The sequence below is a fragment of the Pseudomonas sp. BO3-4 genome (genome assembly GCF_034044115.1).
Classification (GTDB): Bacteria; Pseudomonadota; Gammaproteobacteria; order Pseudomonadales; family Pseudomonadaceae; genus Aquipseudomonas; species Aquipseudomonas alloputida.
The window spans coordinates 1009105-1032068 of the sequence record NZ_CP139018.1; the positions used below are offsets into that span (position 1 = coordinate 1009105).

The 22964-nt window shown below is 62.6% G+C and carries 21 protein-coding genes; 9 read left to right on the plus strand and 12 right to left on the minus strand.

The features are described 5' to 3' along the window. Positions 1 to 38: 38 nt before the first annotated feature. Positions 39 to 617 carry a DJ-1/PfpI family protein gene (locus tag REH59_RS04610; protein WP_003255238.1) on the plus strand — a complete coding sequence of 193 codons (579 nt, stop codon included), beginning with the start codon at positions 39 to 41 and terminating at the stop codon, positions 615 to 617. A 30-nt stretch (positions 618 to 647) separates the two neighbouring features. Here REH59_RS04610 and REH59_RS04615 read toward each other — a convergent pair whose 3' ends face one another. Next, positions 648 to 1046, minus strand: coding sequence for a nuclear transport factor 2 family protein (locus REH59_RS04615; protein ID WP_003255237.1), 399 nt, complete (start codon positions 1044 to 1046; stop codon positions 648 to 650). Positions 1047 to 1161: 115 nt separating this feature from the next. Between REH59_RS04615 and REH59_RS04620 the strand changes: the two genes are divergently transcribed. Beyond that, positions 1162 to 1752 carry a GNAT family N-acetyltransferase gene (locus tag REH59_RS04620; protein WP_003255235.1) on the plus strand — a complete coding sequence of 197 codons (591 nt, stop codon included), beginning with the start codon at positions 1162 to 1164 and terminating at the stop codon, positions 1750 to 1752. Further along, entirely contained in the window at positions 1749 to 2621 is an 873-nt protein-coding gene (locus REH59_RS04625) for a carbon-nitrogen hydrolase family protein (protein ID WP_014860089.1), read from the plus strand. The genes REH59_RS04620 and REH59_RS04625 overlap by 4 nt, the downstream gene beginning before the upstream one ends. A gap of 119 nt (positions 2622 to 2740) precedes the next feature. Here REH59_RS04625 and REH59_RS04630 read toward each other — a convergent pair whose 3' ends face one another. Continuing rightward, the gene (locus REH59_RS04630) at positions 2741 to 4264 is read right to left on the minus strand and encodes a fumarate hydratase (RefSeq protein WP_003255232.1); all 1524 of its coding nucleotides are present in this window, start codon (positions 4262 to 4264) and stop codon (positions 2741 to 2743) included. Between the two features lie 249 nt (positions 4265 to 4513). Here REH59_RS04630 and REH59_RS04635 point away from each other — a divergent pair, with 249 nt between their 5' ends. After that, positions 4514 to 5434, plus strand: a complete 921-nt coding sequence (locus REH59_RS04635; protein WP_014860090.1) for an iron-sulfur-binding ferredoxin reductase — start codon at positions 4514 to 4516, stop codon at positions 5432 to 5434. A gap of 42 nt (positions 5435 to 5476) precedes the next feature. Here REH59_RS04635 and REH59_RS04640 read toward each other — a convergent pair whose 3' ends face one another. Beyond that, the gene (locus REH59_RS04640) at positions 5477 to 6205 is read right to left on the minus strand and encodes a phosphatase PAP2 family protein (RefSeq protein ID WP_014860091.1); all 729 of its coding nucleotides are present in this window, start codon (positions 6203 to 6205) and stop codon (positions 5477 to 5479) included. A 183-nt stretch (positions 6206 to 6388) separates the two neighbouring features. Between REH59_RS04640 and colR the strand changes: the two genes are divergently transcribed. From colR to REH59_RS04665, 5 genes are all read left to right on the plus strand, one after another. Next, positions 6389 to 7072: a two-component system response regulator ColR gene (gene colR, locus REH59_RS04645; protein ID WP_003255215.1), complete on the plus strand. Its 684-nt coding sequence runs from the start codon at positions 6389 to 6391 to the stop codon at positions 7070 to 7072. Further along, complete coding sequence (locus REH59_RS04650) at positions 7062 to 8372, plus strand: sensor histidine kinase (protein WP_003255212.1); 1311 nt, start codon at positions 7062 to 7064, stop codon at positions 8370 to 8372. Before colR ends, REH59_RS04650 begins: the two co-directional genes overlap by 11 nt. Positions 8373 to 8479: 107 nt before the next feature. Beyond that, positions 8480 to 9160, plus strand: a complete 681-nt coding sequence (locus tag REH59_RS04655; RefSeq protein WP_320450402.1) for a class I SAM-dependent methyltransferase — start codon at positions 8480 to 8482, stop codon at positions 9158 to 9160. Between the two features lie 6 nt (positions 9161 to 9166). Then, on the plus strand, positions 9167 to 9865 hold the full coding sequence (locus tag REH59_RS04660; protein ID WP_004574440.1) for a lipopolysaccharide kinase InaA family protein: 699 nt from the start codon (positions 9167 to 9169) through the stop codon (positions 9863 to 9865). After that, on the plus strand, positions 9865 to 10098 hold the full coding sequence (locus REH59_RS04665) for a hypothetical protein (RefSeq protein ID WP_014860092.1): 234 nt from the start codon (positions 9865 to 9867) through the stop codon (positions 10096 to 10098). Before REH59_RS04660 ends, REH59_RS04665 begins: the two co-directional genes overlap by 1 nt. A gap of 108 nt (positions 10099 to 10206) precedes the next feature. On the opposite strand, the gene REH59_RS04670 is transcribed toward REH59_RS04665, so the two are convergent. From REH59_RS04670 to REH59_RS04710, 9 genes are all read right to left on the minus strand, one after another. Then, positions 10207 to 13251, minus strand: a complete 3045-nt coding sequence (locus REH59_RS04670) for a multidrug efflux RND transporter permease subunit (RefSeq protein ID WP_014860093.1) — start codon at positions 13249 to 13251, stop codon at positions 10207 to 10209. A gap of 12 nt (positions 13252 to 13263) precedes the next feature. Continuing rightward, positions 13264 to 14412, minus strand: coding sequence for an efflux RND transporter periplasmic adaptor subunit (locus tag REH59_RS04675; protein ID WP_014860094.1), 1149 nt, complete (start codon positions 14410 to 14412; stop codon positions 13264 to 13266). A gap of 219 nt (positions 14413 to 14631) precedes the next feature. Beyond that, a complete protein-coding gene (locus REH59_RS04680) occupies positions 14632 to 15729 on the minus strand; it encodes a DUF1513 domain-containing protein (protein WP_014860095.1) in 1098 nt (365 codons plus the stop codon). A gap of 2 nt (positions 15730 to 15731) precedes the next feature. Further along, complete coding sequence (locus REH59_RS04685) at positions 15732 to 16796, minus strand: imelysin family protein (protein ID WP_010952113.1); 1065 nt, start codon at positions 16794 to 16796, stop codon at positions 15732 to 15734. Positions 16797 to 16815: 19 nt separating this feature from the next. Continuing rightward, a complete protein-coding gene (locus tag REH59_RS04690; RefSeq protein ID WP_014860096.1) occupies positions 16816 to 18243 on the minus strand; it encodes a di-heme oxidoredictase family protein in 1428 nt (475 codons plus the stop codon). Positions 18244 to 18352: 109 nt separating this feature from the next. After that, the gene (locus tag REH59_RS04695) at positions 18353 to 18739 is read right to left on the minus strand and encodes a hypothetical protein (protein ID WP_014860097.1); all 387 of its coding nucleotides are present in this window, start codon (positions 18737 to 18739) and stop codon (positions 18353 to 18355) included. Positions 18740 to 18752: 13 nt separating this feature from the next. Then, a complete protein-coding gene (locus REH59_RS04700) occupies positions 18753 to 19235 on the minus strand; it encodes a hypothetical protein (RefSeq protein ID WP_003255196.1) in 483 nt (160 codons plus the stop codon). Positions 19236 to 19376: 141 nt separating this feature from the next. Continuing rightward, the gene (locus tag REH59_RS04705; protein WP_003255194.1) at positions 19377 to 20711 is read right to left on the minus strand and encodes an imelysin family protein; all 1335 of its coding nucleotides are present in this window, start codon (positions 20709 to 20711) and stop codon (positions 19377 to 19379) included. A 159-nt stretch (positions 20712 to 20870) separates the two neighbouring features. Next, positions 20871 to 22922: a putative bifunctional diguanylate cyclase/phosphodiesterase gene (locus REH59_RS04710; protein WP_014860098.1), complete on the minus strand. Its 2052-nt coding sequence runs from the start codon at positions 22920 to 22922 to the stop codon at positions 20871 to 20873. Between the last annotated feature and the right edge of the window lie 42 nt (positions 22923 to 22964).

The window sequence follows — 22964 nt, forward strand, 5'->3', positions numbered from 1 at the left end:
GCAGTGACTATTCACAGTTAACCGAAGGAGTGGGCGAGATGACGGCGAAGAAAATTCTCATGCTGGTGGGCGACTACGTCGAAGATTACGAAGCGATGGTGCCGTTCCAGGCCTTGAGCATGGTGGGCCACACGGTGCATGCGGTGTGCCCGGAAAAGCTGGCGGGGCAGACCGTGCGTACCGCGATTCATGACTTCGAGGGTGAACAGACCTACAGCGAAAAGCCAGGGCACAATTTTGCCCTGAATTATGATTTCGTGCGGGTGCGGCCCGAGAGTTATGACGCGCTGCTGATCCCAGGTGGCCGCGCGCCGGAGTACCTGCGCCTGAATGAAAAGGTGTTGGACCTGGTGCGGGCGTTCGACCAGGCCGGCAAGCCGATTGCGGCGGTGTGCCATGGGGCCCAGCTGCTGGCAGCGGCAGGGGTGCTGGAGGGGCGTGAGTGCAGCGCGTACCCGGCATGTGCGCCAGAAGTGCGCCTGGCGGGTGGCACGTTCATCGACATCGCGGTGGACCAGGCGCATGTGGATGGCAACCTGGTGACCGCACCGGCATGGCCCGCGCACCCGGCCTGGCTGGCGGCGTTCCTTCAAGTGCTGGGCACGCGTATTGTCTGACAGGTTTGATTGAATTGGCAGCGGGTTGCTTCAGGCAACCTGCTCCACCCAGTCATTGAGGTTGTAGTAGTTGGTCACCCGGGCAATCTTGCCACAGTGAATATAGAAGAACGCCCCCGCCGGCAGCACATAGGTTTGGCCGTTTGCCGTCGGCAGCCCTTCGTCATCGGCCAGGTATTGGCCATGCACGGTGAACTCCGCCGCCGCGCGGCTGCCATCGGCGTTCTGCATCACCACGATGTCGGCCAGGCGCTCGCGGTAGCAGCGGTTCATCTTGTCCATGAACGCGGCGAACCTGGCCTTGCCCATCTGACGCTCGCCCTGGTTGATGTCGTGGATCACGTCTTCGCTGAGCAGCGCCAGAAAGCCCGGCATGTCACCCGCGTTGAAGGCGGCGTAGTAAGCATTTACCAGTTCGGTTGCGGTCATGGAACATTTCCTGTCGTGTAGGGAAAAGGCGGGTCGTTACCTCGGATGATAGGGTTTCCCCTCAAGCCCGGCTTAGCCGAGCGCGTCATCCACATCGACAAAACGACCGCCAAACATGGAAATACGCCTGTTGCACGGTGCCGCTATCGCGCCTTACATCGATGACCTCGCTCGCCTGCGCCTTACTGTGTTCCGCGAGTTCCCCTACCTGTACGACGGCACCCCGGAGTACGAGGCCGACTACCTGGCCAACTATGCCCGCTCCGGGCGCAGCCTGGTTGTGCTGGCGCTGGACGACGGCAAGGTGGTCGGCGCCTCTACCGGCCTGCCGTTGGTGGATGTCGCGCCCGAATTTCAGCAGCCATTCCTGGCCCAGGGGCGCGACCCGGCCAGTGTGTACTACTTCGGGGAGTCGCTGGTGTTGCCGGCATACCGCGGTCAGGGCCTGGGGGTTCGCTTCTTCATCGAGCGCGAGTCCTACGCACACAAACTGGCCGAGTTCGATTACTGCGCGTTCTGCGCGGTCGAGCGACCCGGTGCGCACCCGCGCCGGCCAGCCGAATACAAACCCCTGCACGGCTTCTGGCGCAACCGCGGCTTCCTGCACGACCCATCGCTGCGTACCACCTACGCCTGGCGCGACCTGGACGAGCAGGAAAGCTCCGACAAGCTGATGTCGTTCTGGCTCAAGGCACTGCCGATATGATCCGCCTGGCAGCCTGCCAGTACGCCATCGAGCTGCACGAAACCTGGGACGCCTACGCCGACCACCTGCAAGGCCTGTGCGCCGAAGCGGTGGAGGCGGGGGCACGCTTGCTGCTGTTGCCGGAATACGCCGGGCTGGTGCTGAGCGGCCAGCTGAATGCCGGGCAGCGGGAAGACCTGAAGGCTTCGATTGCCGGCATCCAGCCGCTGATCGAACCTTGGAAAGCGTTGTGCGAGAGCCTTGCCCGACGCTGGGGGATCTACCTGCAACCGGGCAGTGTGCCGGTGCTGGACAGCGATGGGCGCTACCGCAACCGTGCCTGGCTGTTCGGCCCCCAAGGTGTGCTGGGTTATCAGGACAAACTGATGATGACCCGCTTCGAGCGCGAGCAGTGGGACATCGCTGCAGGCCAGGGGCTGCAAGTTTTTGAAACCGAACTGGGGCGCTTGGGCATTCTGATCTGCTACGACAACGAGTTCCCGATGCTGGCCCGCCGCCTGGCCGAGTGTGGTGCCGATCTGATCCTGGCGCCAAGTTGTACCGATACCGAAGCCGGTTATCACCGGGTGCGTATCGGCGCCCAGGCGCGTGCCCTGGAGAACCAGATTGCCGTGTTGCAGAGCCCTACGGTGGGGGTGGCGCCCTGGTCGCCGGCATTGGACGAGAATATCGGCCGGGCAGGCTTGTTCGTGCCGCCGGATCACGGGATGCCGGGGGATGGGGTGGTGGCGTTGAGCGAGCAGTTGAACCCGGACTGCAGCCAGTGGCTGGTGTGTGAGGTAGATCTGCAGGAAGTGCGTCGGGTGAGGCGGGAAGGGCAGGTGTTTACCTGGCGGGACTGGCCGGAGCAGTTCGAGAGAGTCCTGTGATGACAGTGCGGCCTCTTCGCGGCCAAGGCCGCCCCCACAGGTAACGCGTAGCCTTCTGGCTTGCGCTGTACGTGTGGGAGCGGGCTTGCCCGCGAAGCCGCCGCCCCAGTTACATCAGGTTACTTCACTTCGACGGCCAGGCTTTCGGCAATCTTGCTCTGCCACAGGGCAGGGCCAGTGATGTGTACCGACTCGCCGTTGCTGTCCACAGCGACGGTCACCGGCATGTCCTTGACCTCGAACTCGTAGATCGCTTCCATGCCCAGCTCGGCGAAGGCCAGTACCTTCGACTTGCGGATGGCCTGGGCGACCAGGTAGGCAGCGCCGCCAACAGCCATCAGGTACACGGCCTTGTTGTCCTTGATCGCCTCGATGGCGGTCGGGCCACGCTCGGACTTGCCGATCATGCCCAGCAGGCCAGTCTGCTCAAGGATCTGGCGGGTGAACTTGTCCATACGGGTAGCAGTGGTCGGGCCGGCTGGGCCTACCACTTCGTCACCCACCGGGTCGACCGGGCCGACGTAGTAGATGAAGCGGCCTTTCAGGTCTACCGGCAGCTCTTCGCCACGGTTGAGCATTTCAACCATGCGCTTGTGCGCGGCATCGCGGCCGGTCAGCATCTTGCCGTTGAGCAGGATGGTTTCGCCCGGCTTCCAGCTGGCCACTTCTTCCGGAGTAATGTCGTCGAGGTTGACGCGACGGGCGCTTGGGCCGGCTTCCCAGACGATTTCCGGGTAGGCGTCCAGCGACGGCGCTTCCAGTTCTGCCGGGCCGGTGCCATCAAGCACGAAGTGGGCGTGGCGGGTAGCGGCGCAGTTGGGGATCATGCACACCGGCAAGGATGCCGCGTGGGTCGGGTAATCCATGATCTTGACGTCGAGCACGGTGGTCAGGCCACCCAGGCCCTGGGCGCCGATGCCCAGCTGGTTGACCTTGTCGAACAGCTCCAGGCGGATTTCTTCCAGGCGGTTCTGTGGGCCACGGGCTTTCAGTTCGTGAATGTCGATGGACTCCATCAACACTTCCTTGGCCATGACCGCGGCCTTCTCGGCGGTACCGCCGATGCCGATGCCGAGCATGCCAGGCGGGCACCAGCCAGCACCCATGGTCGGCACGGTTTTCAGTACCCAGTCGACGATCGAGTCGGACGGGTTGAGCATGGCCATCTTCGACTTGTTTTCCGAGCCACCGCCCTTGGCTGCGACATCGACTTCCACCTTGTCGCCGGGGACGATGGAGTAGTGGATCACTGCCGGGGTGTTGTCCTTGGTGTTCTTGCGGGCACCGGCCGGGTCGGCCAGGATCGAAGCGCGCAGGACGTTTTCAGGCAGGTTGTAGGCGCGACGCACACCTTCGTTGATCATGTCGTCGACGCTCATGGTGGCGCCGTCCCAGCGCACGTCCATGCCCACGCGGATGAACACGGTGACGATACCGGTGTCCTGGCAGATTGGACGATGGCCGGTGGCGCACATGCGCGAGTTGATCAGGATCTGGGCGATGGAATCGCGTGCAGCAGGCGATTCCTCACGCAGATAGGCCTCGTGCATGGCCTGGATGAAATCGACGGGGTGGTAGTACGAGATGAATTGCAGGGCGTCGGCGACGCTCTGAATCAGGTCGTCTTGCTTGATCACGGTCATGCAGCGCGCTCCTCTTAAAGACGGGAACATTCAAAAAGACGCTCGACATAGCCGACCAGCACGTCGAAGCGCCTTGCAAGGCGCCGGCAGGTCAGGCCGACGGAAAAAGGCGCGGCAGTATAGCGCGCATCCGTGCCCGGCACACCTGCGGCCGGTCTGGACCATGGTCGGCAGCGTGTAGGCATCTATTTTGCTGGTGTGCGCTGCTTGGCTTACAGTGAGCCTTGGATAGCAGGAGATGTACCGAACATGCCCGAAATTTGCGTGGGCGAGCGGCGCTGGGTGGTGCCCATTGGCAGCAACCTGCTCGATGCCCTCAACGAGGCGGGGCTTAATGTGCCTTACAGTTGCCGCGCCGGCAGTTGCCACGCCTGCCTGGTGCATTGCCTGGACGGGCAACCGGCAGACGCTTTGCCCGAGGCATTGGCGTTGGAGAAGCACGCCCAGGGCTGGCGCCTGGCTTGCCAGTGCCGGGTGGTCGAGGACCTGCGTGTGGCGCTTTACGACCCCTTGCTGGGTGGTGTACCGGCACAGGTCTGTGCGTTGGACTGGTTTGGCGATGTATTGCGCCTGCGGTTGCGCCCCGATCGGGTGGTGCGTTACCAGGCGGGGCAGCACGTGGTGCTGTGGCTAGGCGCGGTTGCTCGGCCTTATTCCTTGGCCAGTCTGCCGGGTGAGGACGATTTTCTCGAGTTTCATATCGATTGTCAGCGGCCTGGTGCCTTTTGCGACAAGGCGCGTGGTCTGCAGGTCGGCGATCAGATGCGTTTGGGGGAGTTCAGAGGCGGAGCCCTTCATTACGACCCTGATTGGCAGGAGCGGCCGCTGTGGTTGCTGGCTGCGGGAACCGGGCTGGCGCCGCTCTGGGGTATCTTGCGCGAAGCGTTGCGCCGGGGGCATCGGGGCGAAATCCGGGTGGTGCATGTGGCGCGGGATCCGGCTGGGCACTATCTGGCGGAGAAGCTGCTGAAGCTGCCCGGGGTGAGTGTCGAGCTGGTGCTGGTGGAGCATGTGGATGAAGCGTTGGCCGGGATGCGGCTGTTGTCGCGCCAGACGGTGGCGCTGCTGTGTGGGGCACCGGGGAGTGTCGAGCGGTTTGCCCGGCGGATGTTCATGGCAGGGGTACCGCGGGGGCAGGTGTTTGCTGATGTGTTCGTCGAGCATGCCTGAGGGTCGCCTTGAAGTGCGAAGGGCCGCAAAGCGGCCCCTCTTTCATGCGGCGCTGCGCTCGGCGACGGGTACCTCGGCCTGCCCCCGCCGATAGAGAACCAGGTAATACGACCCCAATCCGATCAACCAGCAGAACACTGCCGTCCACACATTGTGCGACAGGAAGTGCGCCCCCTGCATCATCCTGCCCACCGACAGTACCGACCCTGCTATCAAGGCCACTGCAAATGCCACCCGCGCCAGGCGCGGCTTGCGATCACGCAGCATGAAGAACAAGGCGAACAGGCAGAAACCGGTCGCTGCATGCCCGCCCGGCCAGCACAGCCCAGGCTTGTCGGTAGGCGGCCGTGGTTCCAGCAGCTTGCTGTAGGTTTCGGTGCCGCCAAACTGGGTCAGGCTCCAAGGGCACTGCACCTGGGTGACTTTTTTCAGCGGCGTGACAAACGCCGTGGACAAGCCCAGTGCCAGCGCCAGGCAGCCCAGTTCACGGCGCCAGCCAAACAGGCGCTTCCAGAAAAAGCTCGCGGCAAAGGTCAGCAGCGATATCACCCCCAACAGGATCACCACTTGCTTGACCCGGTCATGCAGGATGTTTTCCAACAGGTAACTGTGGCGGCCAATGAACTGCCCGGCAGCGGGGTCGAAGAACAGGTTGGCGACATCCATGTCGACTGAAGTCAGCTCCAGCAGGATCAAGGCCAGCGCAGTCGCCAGGGGAATTCCCAGGTACAGCCAATAGTTGATCGGGCGAGGGCGGGTGCGTTGCTGCATGACGGCTCCAGGGCGCGAAAAAGATCGGCTATTGTCGGCCGCCCGCTATCCTGTGTCCGTGAAGGATCAGTGAAAAAACCGTCAAGTGCGGTGAATTTTCCCCAGGGCTGGCACCGTGCAGGCATAGGCCTTAAGCTGCGCCTGCCGCGCACCACAGCGAAGAGCGCCGCACAGGAGAAACCGATGCGCATTCTTTTGGTTGAAGACAACCGCGATATCCTGGCCAACCTGGCCGATTACCTGGGCATGAAAGGCTACACCGTCGACTGTGCCCAGGATGGCCTGTCCGGGCTGCATCTGGCTGCCACCGAACATTACGACCTGATCGTACTCGACATCATGCTGCCAGGCATCGATGGCTACACCCTGTGCAAGCGCCTGCGCGAAGATGCCCGCCGTGACACGCCGGTGATCATGCTCACTGCCCGTGACCAGCTGGACGACCGCCTGCAGGGCTTCCGCTCTGGGGCTGACGACTACCTGCTCAAGCCATTTGCCCTGTCGGAGCTGGCGGCGCGCATCGAAGCGGTGCTGCGCCGTGCCCAGGGCGGTGGGCGCCGCACCCTGCAGGTGGCTGACCTGAGCTACGACCTCGATACCCTCGAGGTAACCCGCCAGGGTCGCCTGCTGAAGCTTAACCCGGTCGGCCTCAAGCTGCTGGCGGTACTGATGCAGAAAAGCCCGCACGTACTGCGCCGCGAGGTGCTGGAAGAAGCCTTGTGGGGCGACGACTGCCCCGATAGCGACAGCCTGCGCAGCCATGTGCATCAGCTGCGCCAGGTGATCGACAAACCGTTTGAAAAACCGTTGCTGCATACCGTCCATGGCGTCGGCTATCGCCTCGCCGAGGGCCGCGATGGAGTTTAAGCAAAGCCTTGCCCAGCGCATCATCATCGCCTTTGCCCTGATGAGCGCGCTGGTGGCCGGAGCCTTCGCATTCGGTATCGTCGGCACGGTGCACCTGGTCGAAGAGCGACTGATTTCCTCGGTACTGGGCGGTGATCTGCAGCGCCTGTTGCGTATGGACAGCGTCAGTGACTGGAGTCATCGGCCTCGCCCAGACCAGCTGTTCTATTTCAGCGGCGGGCGTGATGACTTCGAGCTGCCCAAGGACCTGCGGCACCTCGACCGCGGTTTCCACGAGGTGTTCCGAGACCAGCTGTCCTACCACGCCATGGTCGAAATCGTCGATGGTCGCCGTTATGTACTGCTGCAGGACCAGAGCGACTTCGAGGAGCGCGAGCGCGTACTGTTTGCCGTGGTTGTGGTGGGCTTCGTGCTCAGCCTGGTGTTGGCGGTCATCCTTGGCTGGCTGGTTGCACGTCGGGTAATGGCACCGGTCATCCGCCTGGCGCGTCAGGTGCGCCACCGCGATCAACTACTGGGCCTGGCCCCGCCGCTGGCTCCGGATTATGCGGCAGACGAAGTCGGCCAGCTTGCAGTGGCTTTCGACGACACCCTGGGCCGCCTGCGTGATGCGCTGACCCGCGAGCGGCTGTTCACCAGCGACGTCAGCCACGAGCTGCGCACGCCGTTGATGGTGTTGGCTACGTCGTGTGAGCTTCTGATGGAAAACCCCGGCCTCGATGCCCGTGCGCGTAGCCAGGTGGAGCGCGTGGCGCGGGCCACCGAAGAAATGCGCGAGCTGGTCAAGACCTTCCTCATGTTGGCCCGCGCGCAGCGTGATGAGGGGGCAGTGGCGTCACGGGCGACCCTGCGCGAAGTGGCCGACGAGCTCATCGGGGTGTGGCGCGACACCATCGAACAGAAAGGCCTCACCCTGTATTTCGATGGCCGCGTGAGCGCTAGCCCTGTGCTGTACAACGCCACCTTCCTGCAGTCGGTGATGGGCAACCTGCTGCGCAATGCGGCGCACTACACCGACAGTGGGTATATCCGCCTGAGCCTGGAAGCCAACGGTTTCAGCGTAGAGGACAGCGGCGTGGGTATCCCCGAAGAGCAGCGTGAGGCCATGTTCAGGCCGTTCGTGCGCGGCGATGAACGGCGTGGCGAGGGCCTGGGGCTAGGGCTTTCGCTGGTGCAGCGGATCTGTGACGACCAGGGTTGGCGTGTCACCCTGACATCCACCTTGCCGCATGGCTGCCGCTTCCAGGTGGACCTGAGCAACACCGTGGCCAAAGGCGACCCGGACGCCCTGGCCGAGTAATTTCTTGTATCAGGTCAAATGGTGTTCAACGTTTTTTTCACATTGGCATGACCTGATTCCAACGCTTGCATACCTAATGTGGGCGCAATGGAGTCAGGAGATGTCCAATGCGTAGCCCCATCAAGCTTGAATTTTCCGAGAAGTACGACAAAGACCATGCGCGCGAGTACTTTCTCAAGCACCAGGACGGCCTGGCGCGACGCCTTTCCCACAAGCGAGATGAGCAGTTGGCGCGCCGCGCCTTGGCCTTGGCGGGCGAGCCTGGTTTGGTACTGGACCTGCCATGCGGAGCGGGCCGTTTCTGGCCGCTGTTGGCGGAAAAGCCCAATCGGGTAATCATCGGTGCCGACAACTCCGAGGCCATGATCGAGACCGCCTGTGCGGCGCAACCGCCAGAAGTGGTGGCACGGGTACGGCCTTTGCAGACTTCGGCATTTGCCATCGACCTGCCAGATAACGCCGTGGACAGCATTTTCTGCATGCGCCTGTTCCATCACATTGGCGAGGCAGCGCACAGAAAGACCATTCTTTCGGAATTTCAACGGGTTAGCCGTGATAGCGTGATCCTGTGTCTGTGGGTGGATGGCAACTTCAAGGCCTGGCGCCGGAAAAAGCTGGAGCAGCGCCGTAGCGCCAAGGCCGAACAGGATAATTACCAGAACCGTTTCGTGTTACCTGCCGAAACGGTCGAAGAAGAATTCAGGGCCGCCGGCTTCAGAATCCAGGAACGCCTGGACTTCCTGCCGTTCTATGCCATGTGGCGGGTCTATGTATTGCGTAAGGGGTAGTGTTTGATGGCTGTAGCCCATAAAGGGGAAGCACAGTTCGATTTTTACTGGCGCCAGCAAGGCGAGTGGGTCGAGGAGCCTAACCAGCGCCGCGGCGGCGAGAGTGGCGTGCAACGCCTTAACGATGCCGATGGCAAGCTGTTGTATGCCAAACGCCAGGTCGGGCATATCTACCGCAGCCTGTTGCACCCTTTTGGTCGGCCGACCGTGTTGCGTGAACTCGATGCGCTGAACAGTTTCGAGCAGTTGGGCGTGCGTGTACCGCGCATCGTCTTCTGTGGCGCGCAGCGCGATGCCGAGCACCAGTGGCGCGCGCTGCTGGTCAGCGAAGCGCTGGACGGTTTTGTCGAACTCGACACCTGGCATGCCGAAGGTGCCCGCGAGCGTTACCCGCAGGTGGTGCATGAGCGCATGCTCAAGGACCTGGCGGACAACCTGGCGCGGATGCACCTAGGGCACTGGCAGCATGGCTGCCTGTACGGCAAGCACGTATTCATCAAGGTAATCGGCGAGGGCGAGCAGGCTCGCGTCGAAGTGGCGCTGCTGGACCTGGAAAAGTGCAGGCGGCGTATCAGCTGCCAGCGTGCGGCCGGCAATGACTTGCGTCAGCTACGCCGCCATTCGTCGCTCAATGACGCGGAATGGCAGACACTGCTCTACTTTTACAAGATGGCGTTTGGCAGCGCTGTCAAAGGGTTAGAGTAATGAAACTAGAAATTGCTCGAGCTTTGTTCCTGGTAGCTGGCCTGGCGGTGACCACCGTGGCGGTGGCTGCCTGGGAAGAGCCGAGGCCAACGGTGTTCAGCAAGGCTGAGATGGCAGACCAGTGCGCGTTGCCGCGGGATGCAAAACCGCAGCAGCAGGCACGAAGCGAGCCGGACCAGGACCTTTTGCTGTTCCTGTTTGGCTTGCGTCAAGGGTTGCGGCCACCGGGATGAACCCTGCGTTAGCTGGAAAAGCCAGAGGCCTCGCGATTGCGGGGCCTTTGGCTTTTTGCATCTGCGTTGCCGGCCTCTTCGCGGGCAAGCCCGCCCCCACAGGTCGGTTCAAGCGATTGCAGGTGCCTTGGCGCTCGCCTTGTGCGCCAGCAGGGTGTAGACGCACGGCAACACAAACAAGGTAAACAGCGTGCCAATCGACATCCCGGTGGCAATCACCATACCGATGTCAAATCGGCTGACCGCTCCCGCCCCGGTTGCCAGAATCAGCGGCACCATGCCGAACACCATAGCCGCAGTGGTCATCAGCACCGGCCGCAGGCGAATGGCCGCTGCTTCCTCGATCGCTTCGCGCACACTCAGGCCACGCTCATCGCGTAGCTGATTGGCGAACTCGACGATCAGGATTCCGTGCTTGCTGATAAGCCCGATCAATGTCACCAGCCCGACCTGGGTGTAGATATTCATGCTCGACACACCCAGGAACAGCGGCAAAAGCGCGCCACAGATCGACAACGGCACGGTCACCAGAATCACCAACGGGTCGCGGAAGCTTTCGAACTGTGCAGCCAGCACGAGGAAAATGATCGCCAGCGCCAGGCCGAAGGTGACCCACAATGCGCTGCCTTCCTGCACATACTGGCGGGCCACGCCGGCGTAGTCGAAGGCAAAGCCCTCTGGGGCCTCTTCGCGAGCGATGTCCTGCACGGTCTTCAGTGCCTCGCCCAGGCTGACCATGGGGACGCCCTGGATGATCGCAGCGTTCAGTTGCTGGAACTGGTTGAGCTGGCGTGGGCGAGCGCGGTCGGTGAGGGTGATCAGGGTCGACAGCGGCAACAACTGGCCCTGCTCGTTCTTCACGTAGTAATTGTTCAGCCAGCCGGGGTTGTCGCGGTAAGGCCGTTCAACCTGGGCGATCACCTTGTAACTGCGGCCTTCAAGGGTGAAGCGGTTGATTTCCGCCTCGCCCAGCAGGGTCGCCAGGGTGCCGCCGAGGGTGTCCATCGACACCCCCATCTGCGCCGCCTTTGCCCGGTCGATGTCCACCACCACTTCGGGCTTGTCGAAGGCAAGATCGATATCGAGGAAGGCGAACTTGCCCGATGCCTGAGCGCGTGTCTTGATGCGCTGGGCCACGTCCAGCAGTGCCGGGTAGTCGCCAGCGGTATTGATCACAAACTGGAATGGCAAGCCCTCGCCAGTGCCGGGCAACGACGGCAGGTTGAAGCCGAAGATCTGCAGCCCGCTGATTTCCTCGAGTTTGGCCTGTACCAGCGGCAGTAGCTCCATCTGTGTGCGTTCGCGCTCGTTCCAGGGCTTGAGCAAAAAACCACCGATACCGGTCTGCACGCCGTTGAAGCCGTTGATCTGAAACGACGAGTAATACTCGGGGAAGGCCTTGAACAGCGGTGTGAACTGGTCGGTGTAGGCGTTGAGGTAGTCGAGGTTGGCCGGTTGAGGCGAGCTGCTCATCATGAAAATCACCCCCTGGTCCTCATTGGGCGCCAGTTCGTTCTGGGTGAATTTGAGCAGCACCGGGATCAGGCACAGGATGATCACGGCAAACACCAGCACCACCGGCCGGCTGTCGAGGGTGGCGTGCAGCACACGCTGGTAGCGCCCTTTCAGGCGTTCGAACAGCTGGTCGAGGCGGTGGGCCAGGCCGCTCGGATTCTGCTCCCGGCGCAGCAGCAGGGCGCACATCATCGGTGACAGGGTCAGGGCAACGATACCGGAAATGACCACCGCCCCGGCCAGCGTCAGGGCAAACTCCTTGAACAGCGCGCCGGTGAGCCCGGTGAGAAAGCCGATCGGTGCATACACGGCGGCAAGGGTGATGGTCATGGACACCACTGGCATGGCAATTTCGCGCGCGCCTTCCAGGGCTGCGTCGAACGGCAACTTGCCTTCTTCCATGTGCCGGTGAATGTTTTCCACCACCACAATGGCATCGTCCACCACCAGGCCGATGGCCAGCACCATGGCGAGCAAGGTCAGCAGGTTGAGCGAGTAGTCCATCATCTGCATGAAGAACAGTACACCGATCATCGACAGCGGTATGGTCACCACCGGAATCAGTACCGAGCGCAGGGCACCGAGGAACAGGAACACCACCACGATGACGATCAGCACCGCTTCGCCCAGGGTCTTGATCACTTCGTCGATCGAGGCCTGGATGAACCGCGTGGCGTCGTAGGCAATCGACACTTTCAATGCCGACGGCAGCTGGCTTTCCAGCTCAGGCATGATGCGCCGCACTTCCTTGATGACATCCAGTGGGTTGGCGGCCGGGGTGGCCTTGATGCCGATATAGACCGACGGGGTGCCGTCGAACGAGCTGACCGTGTCGTAGTTTTCTGCGCCCATCTCGACCCGCGCCACATCGCCCAGCAGCACGCGGCTGTCACCGCTGGTCTTGAGCGGCAGGGCGGCGAACGCCTCGGCCGACTTCAGTTCGGTGCTGGCGTTGACGCTGGTGACCACGTATTCGCCTTTCACCTCGCCAGCGGCGGAAAGGAAGTTGTAGCGGCGTACGGCATTGGTCACGTCGGTAGCCGAAAGGCCGAAGCCGGCCAGCTTCACGGGGTCCAGCCAAAGGCGCATGGCGAACACCTGGTTGCCGAGGATCTCCGCCTCGGCCATGCCCGGCAAAGTGGCCAGCTTGGGCTGGATCACACGTGACAGGTAGTCGGTGATCTGCGGGTTGCTCATTTCCTTGCTGTAGAAGCTGACGTACATCAGCGCCGAGGCGTCGGCAGCTTCCTTGCTCAGTACCGGGTCTTCTGAGTCCTGGGGAAGCTTGTTACGCACCTCATTGGCCTTGGCCAGCAGTTCGGTGAACAGCCGGTCGCTGTCGGCGCCAACGCGCGCGTAAATGGAAATGATCGAGAAGTTCTGCCGGCTCACCGAGGTCATGTAGTCAATGCCTTCGGCGCTGGCCAGGCTTTGCTGCAATGGCTGGGTGATATAGCCCTGGATGGTTTCGGCGTTGGCCCCGGGGTAGGCGGTGGTGACCGTGATCAGGGCGTTTTCCATTTGCGGGTACTGGCGGATCTGCAGCTTGTTCCAGGCCTGGAAGCCGAGCAGCAGAATCAGCAGGCTGACCACGCTGGCCAGCACCGGGCGGCGGATGAACGGGTCGGTGAACGCCATGCCAGCCTCCTGTCAGTCCTTGGCCGCTGCGCCCGGTTCGGGCTTGAGGGCGTTGTCCTGGCCAATGCGTATTGCGGCACCGGGTGTGAGTTTCAGCTGCCCGGCGGTGACCACCTGTTCCCCGGCCTGCAGGCCTTCGCTGACTACAACCACGCCGTCTCGGCGCTCGCCAGTCTTTACCGTGCGCTGTTCGGCGACCAGCTGGGGTTGGCCCTTGTCGTCGTATTCCGGCTTGCCGTCCTTGTCCTTTTTCGGTGAGGCGACATATACCGAGTTGCCATACAGGGTGTAGGTAATGGCGCTTTCCGGCACCACCACTTGCGGTTGCGGGTTGGGCAGCAGGATCAACAGGCTGGCGAACATGCCTGGCAGCAGTTTGCCGTCGGGGTTGGCCAGGGTGGCGCGTATCAGCAGGTTGCGCGTGGTTTCCTCGACCTTGGGGTTGATGGCGCTGAGGCTGCCGGGGAAGCGCTGACCCGGGTAGGCGGCCACTTGCACCAGCACCTGCTGGCCCAGGCGTAGTTGTGGCAGGGCCTGTTCCGGCACGTTGAAGTCTACGTACAGGCTGGACGTGTCTTGCAGGGTGGCGATCACAGTGCCGGCGGCCAGGTACTGGCCGATGTCCACCTGGCGGATGCCGATGGTGCCGCTGAAAGGTGCATTGATGCGTTTCTTGATCTTCTGCGCCTTAAGCTGCTCGACCACTGCCTGGTTGCGCCGGTACTGGGAGGAAAGGCGGTCGAACTCGCCGCGGGAGATGGCCGAATCGCCCACCAGCTGGCTGCCACGGCCGAAGTCGACCTTGGCCAGGCCCAGGTCGGCCAGGGCGGTACCGAGCAGGGCTGTTTCCTGATCGTCGTTGAGCTGCAAGAGCAGTTGCCCGGCCTTGACCTGCTGGCCTGAGTCGAAGTGCAGGGATTTGACGATGCCTTCCACCTCCAGGCTCAGATCCACGCCCTGCAGCGCCTTGAGGCTGCCGACAGCGGGCAGGCGCTCTTGCCACGGGCGCTGTTCAGCCATGGCAGCCGCCACGGTGATAGGGGGCTTGGGGGCAGTGAACATCTGGATCTGCTGGTAGATCGAGAAGGCTTTGTAACCCCCCAGGGCCAGCACGATCAGCAGAACCACGGCCAACATGATGAGCATGCGGCGGCGCAGCATAGGTCCGGTTCCTTGGATGCAATTGTTATTCGCTTCTACACGACAACGGGCGATCCTGCCCACGTGTGGATGGGGGAAGTATTGACTGTTTTTCCGGAGGTGGGGGGGTGAAATGCCTGTGCCGGCCTTTTCGCGGCTAAAGCCGCTCCTACAGGGACTGTGTAGAACCCTGTGGGATCGGCTTTAACCGCGAGAAGGCCAGTGAATGCAACGGAACAATCAGACGAGATGCAGGTGGTTGTCCCAGAAGCCGGACGGCAGGTTCATCGGTTGCCCGACCAGTTCGGCCTTGCGGCAATCGTAGAACCGGCAGCGGCCCTGCCCGGAGGTGACGACAAAGCCGTCCTTCACCGCGCCAACGCCTGCGCAGTCGGGCATCGGGGCATCCAGCCGCACCGCGCCGCTGTCCAGGTCCCAGACGAACAGGCGGTTGGCCCGCGGTGCCGTCAGCGCCACCAGCCGCAGCTCGCTGTGGATGGCAACGCTTGCGGTGTATTGGGCCATGGCTTGCAGTTGCCGCTCTGGCACCGGGAAGGCCTTGAATGGCTCGCCCGGGCGCTTGATCGCCAGCAGCTCGGCAGTTTCATCGGCATCGCCCATGAACTGCTGGCAGGCGGCGATGGTGCCATCGCTGGCCACTGCCAGGTGTCGCACGCTGTTCATCTGCTGGGTCAGGGTTTCCTTGCTCAGCAGGGTGCCGTTGCGCTGCATCAGCACCAGGCTCGGTTGCATGGCGTCGAGGTTCATCTCGACACGGCTTTCGGCTTCGGTACGGATACCGCCGTTGGCCACGACCAGCGTTTCACCGTCAGGCAGCCAGGCAACCTCGTGCGGGCCGATACCGTGGGTCGGGATCTCACCGGTGTGCACCAGGCGTTCGCCTTCGAAACGGTACACGCCAAGCACACCGCGCCCGGGGTCGGTGGTGTCGTTCTCGGTGGCATACAGCCATTCGCCGCCTTTGTGCACGACGGCGTGGCCATAGAAGTGCCGGTTCGGCTGCGAGGTTACTGTTTGCAGCAGGCGCCCGTCACGCAGGTCGATCAGGTAGCTTTCGGTGCCTGGGCGGCGGGCGACGAACAGGGCGATGGGCAGCTCGGGGTGGTGGATGATGGCATGGCAACGCTGAGCGACCTGGGTGCTGAACACCTGTGTGCCGTCCAGGCGAAAACCTACGGCAAAGTGCTGGCCGTTGCCGTTGTCACGCGCCGAGAGCAGCAAGGGTTCGCTGCCTTTGTTGCGGAACAGGCTCCAGCCGCCCAAGGTGAGGGCACTGAGCAATACGCTACCGAGTTTGAGTGCCTGGCGTCGCAGCATGATCAGTCACCGTCGTTGGCATTGAAGCCCAGCTGGATGTTCAGCGCCTTGGCCAGATCGCCTTCGTGCAGGCGGTGGACGACGTTCAAGCTGTCGTAGATCTGGTTGAGGGTTTGTTGACCGGCGTCGTCGGCCAGCAGCTCACCCAGCGTTTTCTGGTTATCGGCCAGCAACTTGAGCGAGGTTGCGTAGGCAGCGTCGATCTTGTCCGCCAGCGCTTTCTGATCGCTGGGCAGCAGGCCGCGCAGGCCCTGGTTGTCTACCCCGACCCAGACGGCTTCGGCGGCCTTGAGGCTGGCCTGCAGGCTGTTCATCGAGTTGTGGCTGCGCCAGGCCTCGGCCTGCAGCGGCTGCGGGATGCCCTTGCTCTGACGGCCCATCGGTGCGCCGAGCTTCTTCTTCAGGGTGTCCAGGGCGGTCACCTGGGCGCGCAGCAGATCGGCGATAGCCTCGTGGGAGTCGGCGTAGCGCTGGTTGGGGAACTTGGTCATCTGCGAAAGCATGCCGTCGGTGCTGTTCCAGCCTTTGAGAATCTCCTCTGCCAGGGCTTTCTGGTGTGCGCCGATGGCCACCAGCAGCGGGCAGTAGCGGGCTTTCTGTTCGGCAGTGGCGATGTCCGGCTTGCTGTCGAACAGGATGTACTCATAGGCCGACAAGCCACGTACCACTACGCTGGACTTGCCCAAAGCCTCAGCATCAACCGGCTTGTCGCCGTTGACCAACTGCTCGACCTGACGGCCGACCAGGTTTTTCTTGTCAGGCCAGAATTGGACCTGCCAGGCGCGGTTGCCTTCAGCCAACGGGCCGACCAGTAGCGGTTGCAGCTCGGCCCAGGCTTTTTGTGCATTGAGGAAGTCGGCGCGGGCTTTGTCCAGGCTTTCCTTGCCTTCGCAATAGGCCAGGGCACTGGCAGCCAGCGTACGGTCGGCTTCGACCCAGCGGCTGTAGGTAGGCAGGATCACCTGGTTGGCGATGGCGGCGGAGGTCACTGCTTGCGGGTCTTGTGGCGAGCAGGCACCGAGGGCGAGTGCGGCGAGGCTGGTGAACAACAGTTTGGGTCGGAACATGCCCGGCTCCTTTGCGCGTTTAAAGTGAGTTCAGGAACGCGAGCAACGCAGCGCGCTGCTCGGCATCGAAAGTGAGTACGAAATTGCGTGCCGCCTCGGCTTCGCCACCGTGCCACAGCACGGCCTCAAGCAGGTTGCGGGCGCGGCCGTCATGCAGGAACTGGCTATGGCCGCTGACCGTTTCGCTCAGGCCGATGCCCCACAGTGGCGGCGTACGCCAGTCCTGGCCGTTGGCGGCGAATTCGGTGCGCTCGTCGGCCAGCCCCGGGCCCATGTCATGCAGCAGCAGGTCGCTGTAGGGGCGGATGACCTGGTTGGCCAATGCGGGTTCGGTGGCATCGGCGGCGGTGGTGAACTGCGGTGTGTGGCAACCTTGGCAACCCGCCTGGTAGAACAGGTTCTTGCCCGCCAGCACCTGTGGCGAGCCGACGTCGCGGCGGGCCGGCACCGCCAGGTTGCGGGTGTAGAACGTGACCAGGCGCAGGATGTTGTCGCTGACTTCTTTCTCGCCATCGGCACCGTCGCCGTTGGGCGCAGCCAGGCAGTCGGTTTGTGCCGGAGTGCAATCGTCGTTGGGCAGCAGGGTGCTGGTCAGGCCCATGTCGCCAGCAAAGGCGTGCACGTTCTGCTGGTTGACGTTGGGCTGCCCGGCTTTCCAGCCGAAGCGGCCGATCACTGTTTTGCCCTGGGCGTCGTCCCATACACGGTTGGCCCGCCCGCGGATGCCATTGCGGTTACGGTCGTCCGGGTCTTCGTTGGCCAGCAGGTCGGCTTCGGGGATCGCTTCAAGCAGGCCCAGGCCGATCATCGGTGGTGCCACCCGCGCAGAAAAACGCGTGTCGGGGTGCATCACTCCATAGCCGAGCTGGGTGATCTGCAGGGCTGGCTTGCGCAGCTCGACCTGGTGGCCGTCCTTGAATGACACGGTTTCGTGGGTGTAGCTCACCCGCACCTTGCCTTCGGGCGCCACGCCGGGGATGGCCATGTCCTGCAACTGGGTACCGTAGACAGGTTCTGGCACCACGCCGAGGCGCTCGATCACTTTGGCCAGGTAGGGTTGGTCGGGGATCGACAGGCGTACCAGCATACCCACCGCGTTGCTGTCGCCCGGCTCTGGCGGGTGGCCACGGCCATCGCGCACGTGGCAGTTCTGACAGGCGTTGGTATTGAACAGCGGGCCCAGACCATCACGCGCGGTGGTGGTTGACGGCGCGATCACCCAGGGGTTGCGAAAGAAGCTGTTGCCAACGGCGAAGTCCAGGCGCAGCGCTGGCGAGAGGTTGGCCGAGGGCAGGGAATAGGCATTGCGGTCGCTGCGCTGCACGGTCGCCTGGCCACCCGACAACGCTTCGCCGGGCTCGGCGTGAGTGAAACGCGGGGCGTCGTCACAGGCGGCCAAGGCCAAGGCCAGCAGCAAGGGAAGGAGTCGGGACAGCGACAAGGACATCGAGAATCCTGGGCGTGAGCGAAAAACCGGCGTGCAGCTTAGCAGGCCCAGGATCATTGAATAAGAGCAATTTGCGTTTGCTTGATGAAATCGCTGCGAGCGCGGTTGGTCAGGCCATATAGAGCATGAAGTGTCGGTTGACCAGGTTGACGATCAGGTTCTTGTTGCCGCCACCGCGATTATCGCCGGTGACTTCGATGACTTCTTCGCTGGTGTATTCCATGGAGGAGGCGGTAATGCACTTGACCGCGTCCATGTGCGCAGGTTGCCAGTAATCCTGGAATAACCAGATGCTGGTGTCGGCAGACGGGCCGAGGATCAGGCGCAAGGCCTTGTGGTTCTCAGTCGATCTGCCGATCCACGGGATGGCCAGCGAGCCATTCCAGACGTGCTGGGCACCGACTGCCAGGCTGTTGCTGCGGTTTTCACCGTCGATCAGGGTCAGGGTATAAGGCGTGTTATTGGCGATGGAGCGCAAGTAGGTGACGTTGGCCATGTAGTGTTTCCTTTCAATGTTCAGTTTTCGGGCGTGGCAACGGGCTGGTCGGGGCGCGATAGACATAGGCCGCGAGCAAGGTGATTTCGTTGAACGGAGGGTCGAGCTCGGCGGGATGAAAGCGTCCGAGCAGCTGCATCCCTTGGTCAATGGCGACTGCCTCGAACATACGGCGGTCAGTTTCGTTGGGGTCGTACAGGTAGATCTTGCCGGGGCGGGCAACTACCCGGCACATTTCCTCGGCCACATGCCGGGTGATCGGAGCGCCCATCAGCGTCACGTGAGGGACTGCATGGTCGTCGAGGGGAAAGTCCGGAGCATCGTATTCGTATACGACAATGAGGTTGGGAATGTGCCCACCAGCGAACGGCCCGTTGGAGATGAGCTGGCCAGCCTTGTTCAGGTTGTACGCATCGTTGAATCCGGTGATGAGGTCTTCCCCATTCATGCGCTGGACGATTCGGCCTTCGCCCCAGACATCAAGAATCTGCAGCACTGTGCCTCCTGTTAGCTTTGATCGAAGGCCTACAGGATGAGCATCTGCGTGCACGCCAGGCAGCGGGAAGCGTTTTACCCGGCAGCAAACGAAAACGCCCGGCACAAGGCCGGGCGTTTTCGATGAAGCGCTACAGCAGGATCAGAACTCGTGATCCGCAGTGTCCGGGTTCAGGTTGGCAATGCCCAGCTTGCCCGCGGCCTGCTCGATCGAGCCGGTCTGCTTGACCAGGGCGGCGATGGCGTCACGCACGATCTGGTTGCCGGCAGCATTGTCGGCGGCGATCAGCTGGTCGTAGTGCTCGCCTTTGAGGGCGTGGTCGACGATCACCTGAAGCTTGGCCTCGGTGGCTTCCAGATCGGCCTTGAGGGCTGCATCGGCGGCCGGGTCAACCTTGGCGACCAGCGACGACAGGCTAGGGCCGGTCAGCTTGGTGCCGTCCGGGCGGGTGTACTCGCCCAGGTAGACGTTGCGGATGCCCTTGGCGTCGTAGAAGTGCGAATAGTGAGTGTTGTCGCTGAAGCAGTCTTGCTCGTCTTCCGGCGAGTTGGCTTCCAGCGAAACTTTCATGCGCTCGCCAGCCAGTTCGCCCAGCGACAGGCTGCCCATGCCGAACAGCATCTTGCGCAGGCCGTCGTTGACAGGCTCGGCTTCCAGCTTGGCGCGGTAGTTGTCGGCGACGTTCGGTGCCCAGTTGCCGACCATCTCTTCGAGGTCGGTGACCAGCAGGTCGGTAACCGCTTTGAGGTAGGCGCGGCGGCGGTCGTTGTGGCCGCCGGTAGCGCCCTGGCCTTCCAGGTAGTCGGATGCCGGGCGGTTGCCAGCGCCAGGGCCGGTGCCGTTCAGGTCCTGGCCCCAGAGCAGGAATTCGATGGCGTGATAGCCCGTGGCAACGTTGGCCTCGGAGCCAGCCAGCTCGTTCAGGCTAGCCAGTTTTTCGGGGGTGATGTCCTTGACGTCGACCTTCTCTTCGCCCACCTGGATCTCGGTGTTGGCGATGATGTTGGCGCTGGCCCCCGGGTTGCCCAAGGCGTGCTCGTAGCTCTTGTCGACGTAGTCGATCAGGCCTTCGTCCAGGGGCCAGGCGTTCACCTGACCTTCCCAGTCGTCGATGATGGTGTTGCCAAAGCGGAAGGTTTCGCTCTGCAGGTACGGTACGCGCGCGGCGAACCAGGCTTCCTTGGCGGCTTTCAGGGTTTCGTCGTTGGGCTTGGCCAGGAACGCGTCGACTGCGCTCTGCAGCGTCTTGGCAGTGCTCAGCGAGTCGCTGTACACGGCGTAGACCATGTCGGTGTAATGCTTGACCACGGCTTTGCCGGCTGCTTCGTCGACAGCCCCTGGCGCAACAGCGGTGGTGGCGGCAGCAGGTGCCTGGGCTTGCGGCGCGGCGGCTTTTTCGTCCTTGCCTTCACCGCAACCGGCGAGGGCGATGGCAATGGCCAGCAGACTGGCGGAGGCCAGAGGCATTCGAATCATTATTGGTTTTCCTGCATCGTGTGGTTGGACCAGAGGGGTGGACCGTGCGCCGTGGCACGCAAAACTACAACATCATGCGAAAGATTTGCATTTGCTGTAAAGAGGCGGGCGCGCAATTCATGTAAATCAGGGGCACGGCCTGTAACCGGGCAGGTGGCCTCAGGACACCGAAACCCGGTTGCGTTGCGCTTGTTTGAGGAAGTGGGTCAGTTCACGGGCCGAAAGAGGCTTGCTGTAGTGGTAGCCCTGGCCCTCGTGGCAACCCTGGGCAATGATGTAGGTTTCCTGCTCGGCCGTTTCCACGCCCTCGGCGATCACCTGCATCCCCAGGCTCTTGCCCAGCTGGATGATGGCGCGAACGATGGTGGCGTCGTCATCATCGTCGAGCAGGTCCTGAACGAAACTCTTGTCGATCTTGATCTTGTCCAGGGGCAGCGACTTCAGGTAGCTGAGGGACGAGTAGCCGGTGCCGAAGTCGTCGATGGCAATCAGCGCCCCGGAGCGGCGCAGGCTCAACAGGTGCTGGGCGGCGGTGCTGATGTCTTCCATCAGGCCGGTTTCGGTGACTTCCAGTTCCAGGCTGCGCGGTGGTAGGCGATAGGCTTGCAGCAGGTTGTTGACCACCCGTGGCAGCTCGCTGTGGTGCAGTTGCACGGTAGACAGGTTGACCGCCATGCGCAGGTCGCTGAAGCCTTGGTCGTGCCATTCGCGCAGTTGCCGGCAGGCCTGGTCAAGCACCCATTCGCCGATGCTGATGATGCTGCCGTTCTGCTCGGCCAGGGGGATGAACTGGTCGGGTGGCACCATGCCCAGTTCCGGGTGCTGCCAGCGCAGCAGGGCCTCTACGCCAACCACCCGGTGGTCGCGGTAGCTGATCTGTGGCTGATACACCAGGTAAAGCTGGTTGCGGGGCAGGGCTTCACGCAGGTCCTTTTCCAGTTCGCGACGGCGACGCATCTCGCTGTCGACGCTGGCGATATAGAACTGGTAGCGGTTGCGCGAGCGGGCCTTGGCCAGGGTCATGGTCTGTTCGGCTTTCTGCAGCAGTTTTTCGGTGCTGTCACCGTCTTCGGGGAACAGGGTGATGCCGATGGTCGCGCGCAGGCGGATTTGCTCGTGGTCGAGGTCGAACGGTACTTCCAGGTCATCAAGGATGCTTTGCGCCAGTTCGGCAGCCTCGTAGGGCTGCTCGATATTGGCCTGTACCAGGGCGAACTGGTCGCCGCCCAGCCGCGCCAGAGCGCCCAGGCGGCCGCTGTGGGCGCGTAGTCGATCGGCCAGGGCCAGCAGCAACTGGTCACCGACCTGGTAGCTGAATTGTTCGTTGATACCCTTGAAGTCGTCCAGGCCAACGCACAGCACAGCCACTCGGTGCTGCAGGCGGCCGCCGTCGACGAGGATCTTGTCCAGTTGCTGCTGCAGTTGCTGGCGGTTGGGCAGGCCGGTGAGGAAGTCGTACTGGGCCATGCGCTGCAGGCTGTTTTCCGCCTCGTGGCGCAGATGGGTGTTGCGCTCGATCGAGGCCAGCAACTGGTTGGCGGTGTTCACCCACAGGCCCAGCTCGTTTTTCTCGTGGCCCTTGAGCAGCGGTATCTGGTGCTGGCTGGGGCGGTCAGGGTTGATCTGGGTGAGGTGCTCGATGATCTTCGACAGCGGTTTGGTCAGCAGCCAGTGGTAGACCAGGTAAAGCACCAGGCCCATGGCCATGGCCCGCAGCACGCCGGATATGAAGATGATCACCGCGTTGATCAGGAAATCTTTGCCGTAGGAGGAGGTATCGAGGGTAATGCTGAGGTCGCCGTAGTATTCGCTGTAAGGGCCACGGCCGACCAGTTGTGTGGTGTAGGTGCGCTCCTGGCCGAGGATGAGGTCGGTGAGCCAGCGCATGGACATGTCCTGCAGCGGGCGGGACTTTTCTGCCAGCATGGTTTCGTTGGGGTGGCCAATGGAGGCCATGCGCACTGATTCGTCCTGGAACAGGCCTTCCATGACCTGCATGCCCATTTCACGGTCAAGGCTGTAAACCGCCTGGGTCGAGGGATCGCGGAACATGTCGAGGATGCGCTGGGCATCGTTGTTCACGGCTTGGCGGGTCTTGTAGGTGTCATAGACGATTTGCGCACAGCTGAGCACGACGCCAACCGCCAACGCCGACAGCAGCACGACCCTGAGCAACTTGACCGACAAGCTGTTCCGCAATTCCAGCTTCAATGGGGTTTCCTTAATCCATGCGCATGGCATCATTTTGCCATC

Excerpts from the sequence above, each read along its gene's own strand:
- REH59_RS04630 (WP_003255232.1), bottom strand. The coding sequence starts at position 4,264 with ATGACCGTGATCAAGCAAGACGACCTGATTCAGAGCGTCGCCGACGCC.
- REH59_RS04635 (WP_014860090.1), top strand. The coding sequence starts at position 4,514 with ATGCCCGAAATTTGCGTGGGCGAGCGGCGCTGGGTGGTGCCCATTGGC.
- REH59_RS04670 (WP_014860093.1), bottom strand. The coding sequence starts at position 13,251 with ATGGCGTTCACCGACCCGTTCATCCGCCGCCCGGTGCTGGCCAGCGTG.
- REH59_RS04705 (WP_003255194.1), bottom strand. The coding sequence starts at position 20,711 with ATGATTCGAATGCCTCTGGCCTCCGCCAGTCTGCTGGCCATTGCCATC.
- REH59_RS04610 (WP_003255238.1), top strand. The coding sequence starts at position 39 with ATGACGGCGAAGAAAATTCTCATGCTGGTGGGCGACTACGTCGAAGAT.
- REH59_RS04690 (WP_014860096.1), bottom strand. The coding sequence starts at position 18,243 with ATGTCCTTGTCGCTGTCCCGACTCCTTCCCTTGCTGCTGGCCTTGGCC.
- REH59_RS04660 (WP_004574440.1), top strand. The coding sequence starts at position 9,167 with ATGGCTGTAGCCCATAAAGGGGAAGCACAGTTCGATTTTTACTGGCGC.
- REH59_RS04675 (WP_014860094.1), bottom strand. The coding sequence starts at position 14,412 with ATGCTGCGCCGCCGCATGCTCATCATGTTGGCCGTGGTTCTGCTGATC.
- REH59_RS04625 (WP_014860089.1), top strand. The coding sequence starts at position 1,749 with ATGATCCGCCTGGCAGCCTGCCAGTACGCCATCGAGCTGCACGAAACC.
- REH59_RS04650 (WP_003255212.1), top strand. The coding sequence starts at position 7,062 with ATGGAGTTTAAGCAAAGCCTTGCCCAGCGCATCATCATCGCCTTTGCC.
- REH59_RS04615 (WP_003255237.1), bottom strand. The coding sequence starts at position 1,046 with ATGACCGCAACCGAACTGGTAAATGCTTACTACGCCGCCTTCAACGCG.
- REH59_RS04695 (WP_014860097.1), bottom strand. The coding sequence starts at position 18,739 with ATGGCCAACGTCACCTACTTGCGCTCCATCGCCAATAACACGCCTTAT.
- REH59_RS04640 (WP_014860091.1), bottom strand. The coding sequence starts at position 6,205 with ATGCAGCAACGCACCCGCCCTCGCCCGATCAACTATTGGCTGTACCTG.
- REH59_RS04665 (WP_014860092.1), top strand. The coding sequence starts at position 9,865 with ATGAAACTAGAAATTGCTCGAGCTTTGTTCCTGGTAGCTGGCCTGGCG.
- REH59_RS04620 (WP_003255235.1), top strand. The coding sequence starts at position 1,162 with ATGGAAATACGCCTGTTGCACGGTGCCGCTATCGCGCCTTACATCGAT.
- colR (WP_003255215.1), top strand. The coding sequence starts at position 6,389 with ATGCGCATTCTTTTGGTTGAAGACAACCGCGATATCCTGGCCAACCTG.
- REH59_RS04685 (WP_010952113.1), bottom strand. The coding sequence starts at position 16,796 with ATGTTCCGACCCAAACTGTTGTTCACCAGCCTCGCCGCACTCGCCCTC.
- REH59_RS04680 (WP_014860095.1), bottom strand. The coding sequence starts at position 15,729 with ATGCTGCGACGCCAGGCACTCAAACTCGGTAGCGTATTGCTCAGTGCC.
- REH59_RS04655 (WP_320450402.1), top strand. The coding sequence starts at position 8,480 with ATGCGTAGCCCCATCAAGCTTGAATTTTCCGAGAAGTACGACAAAGAC.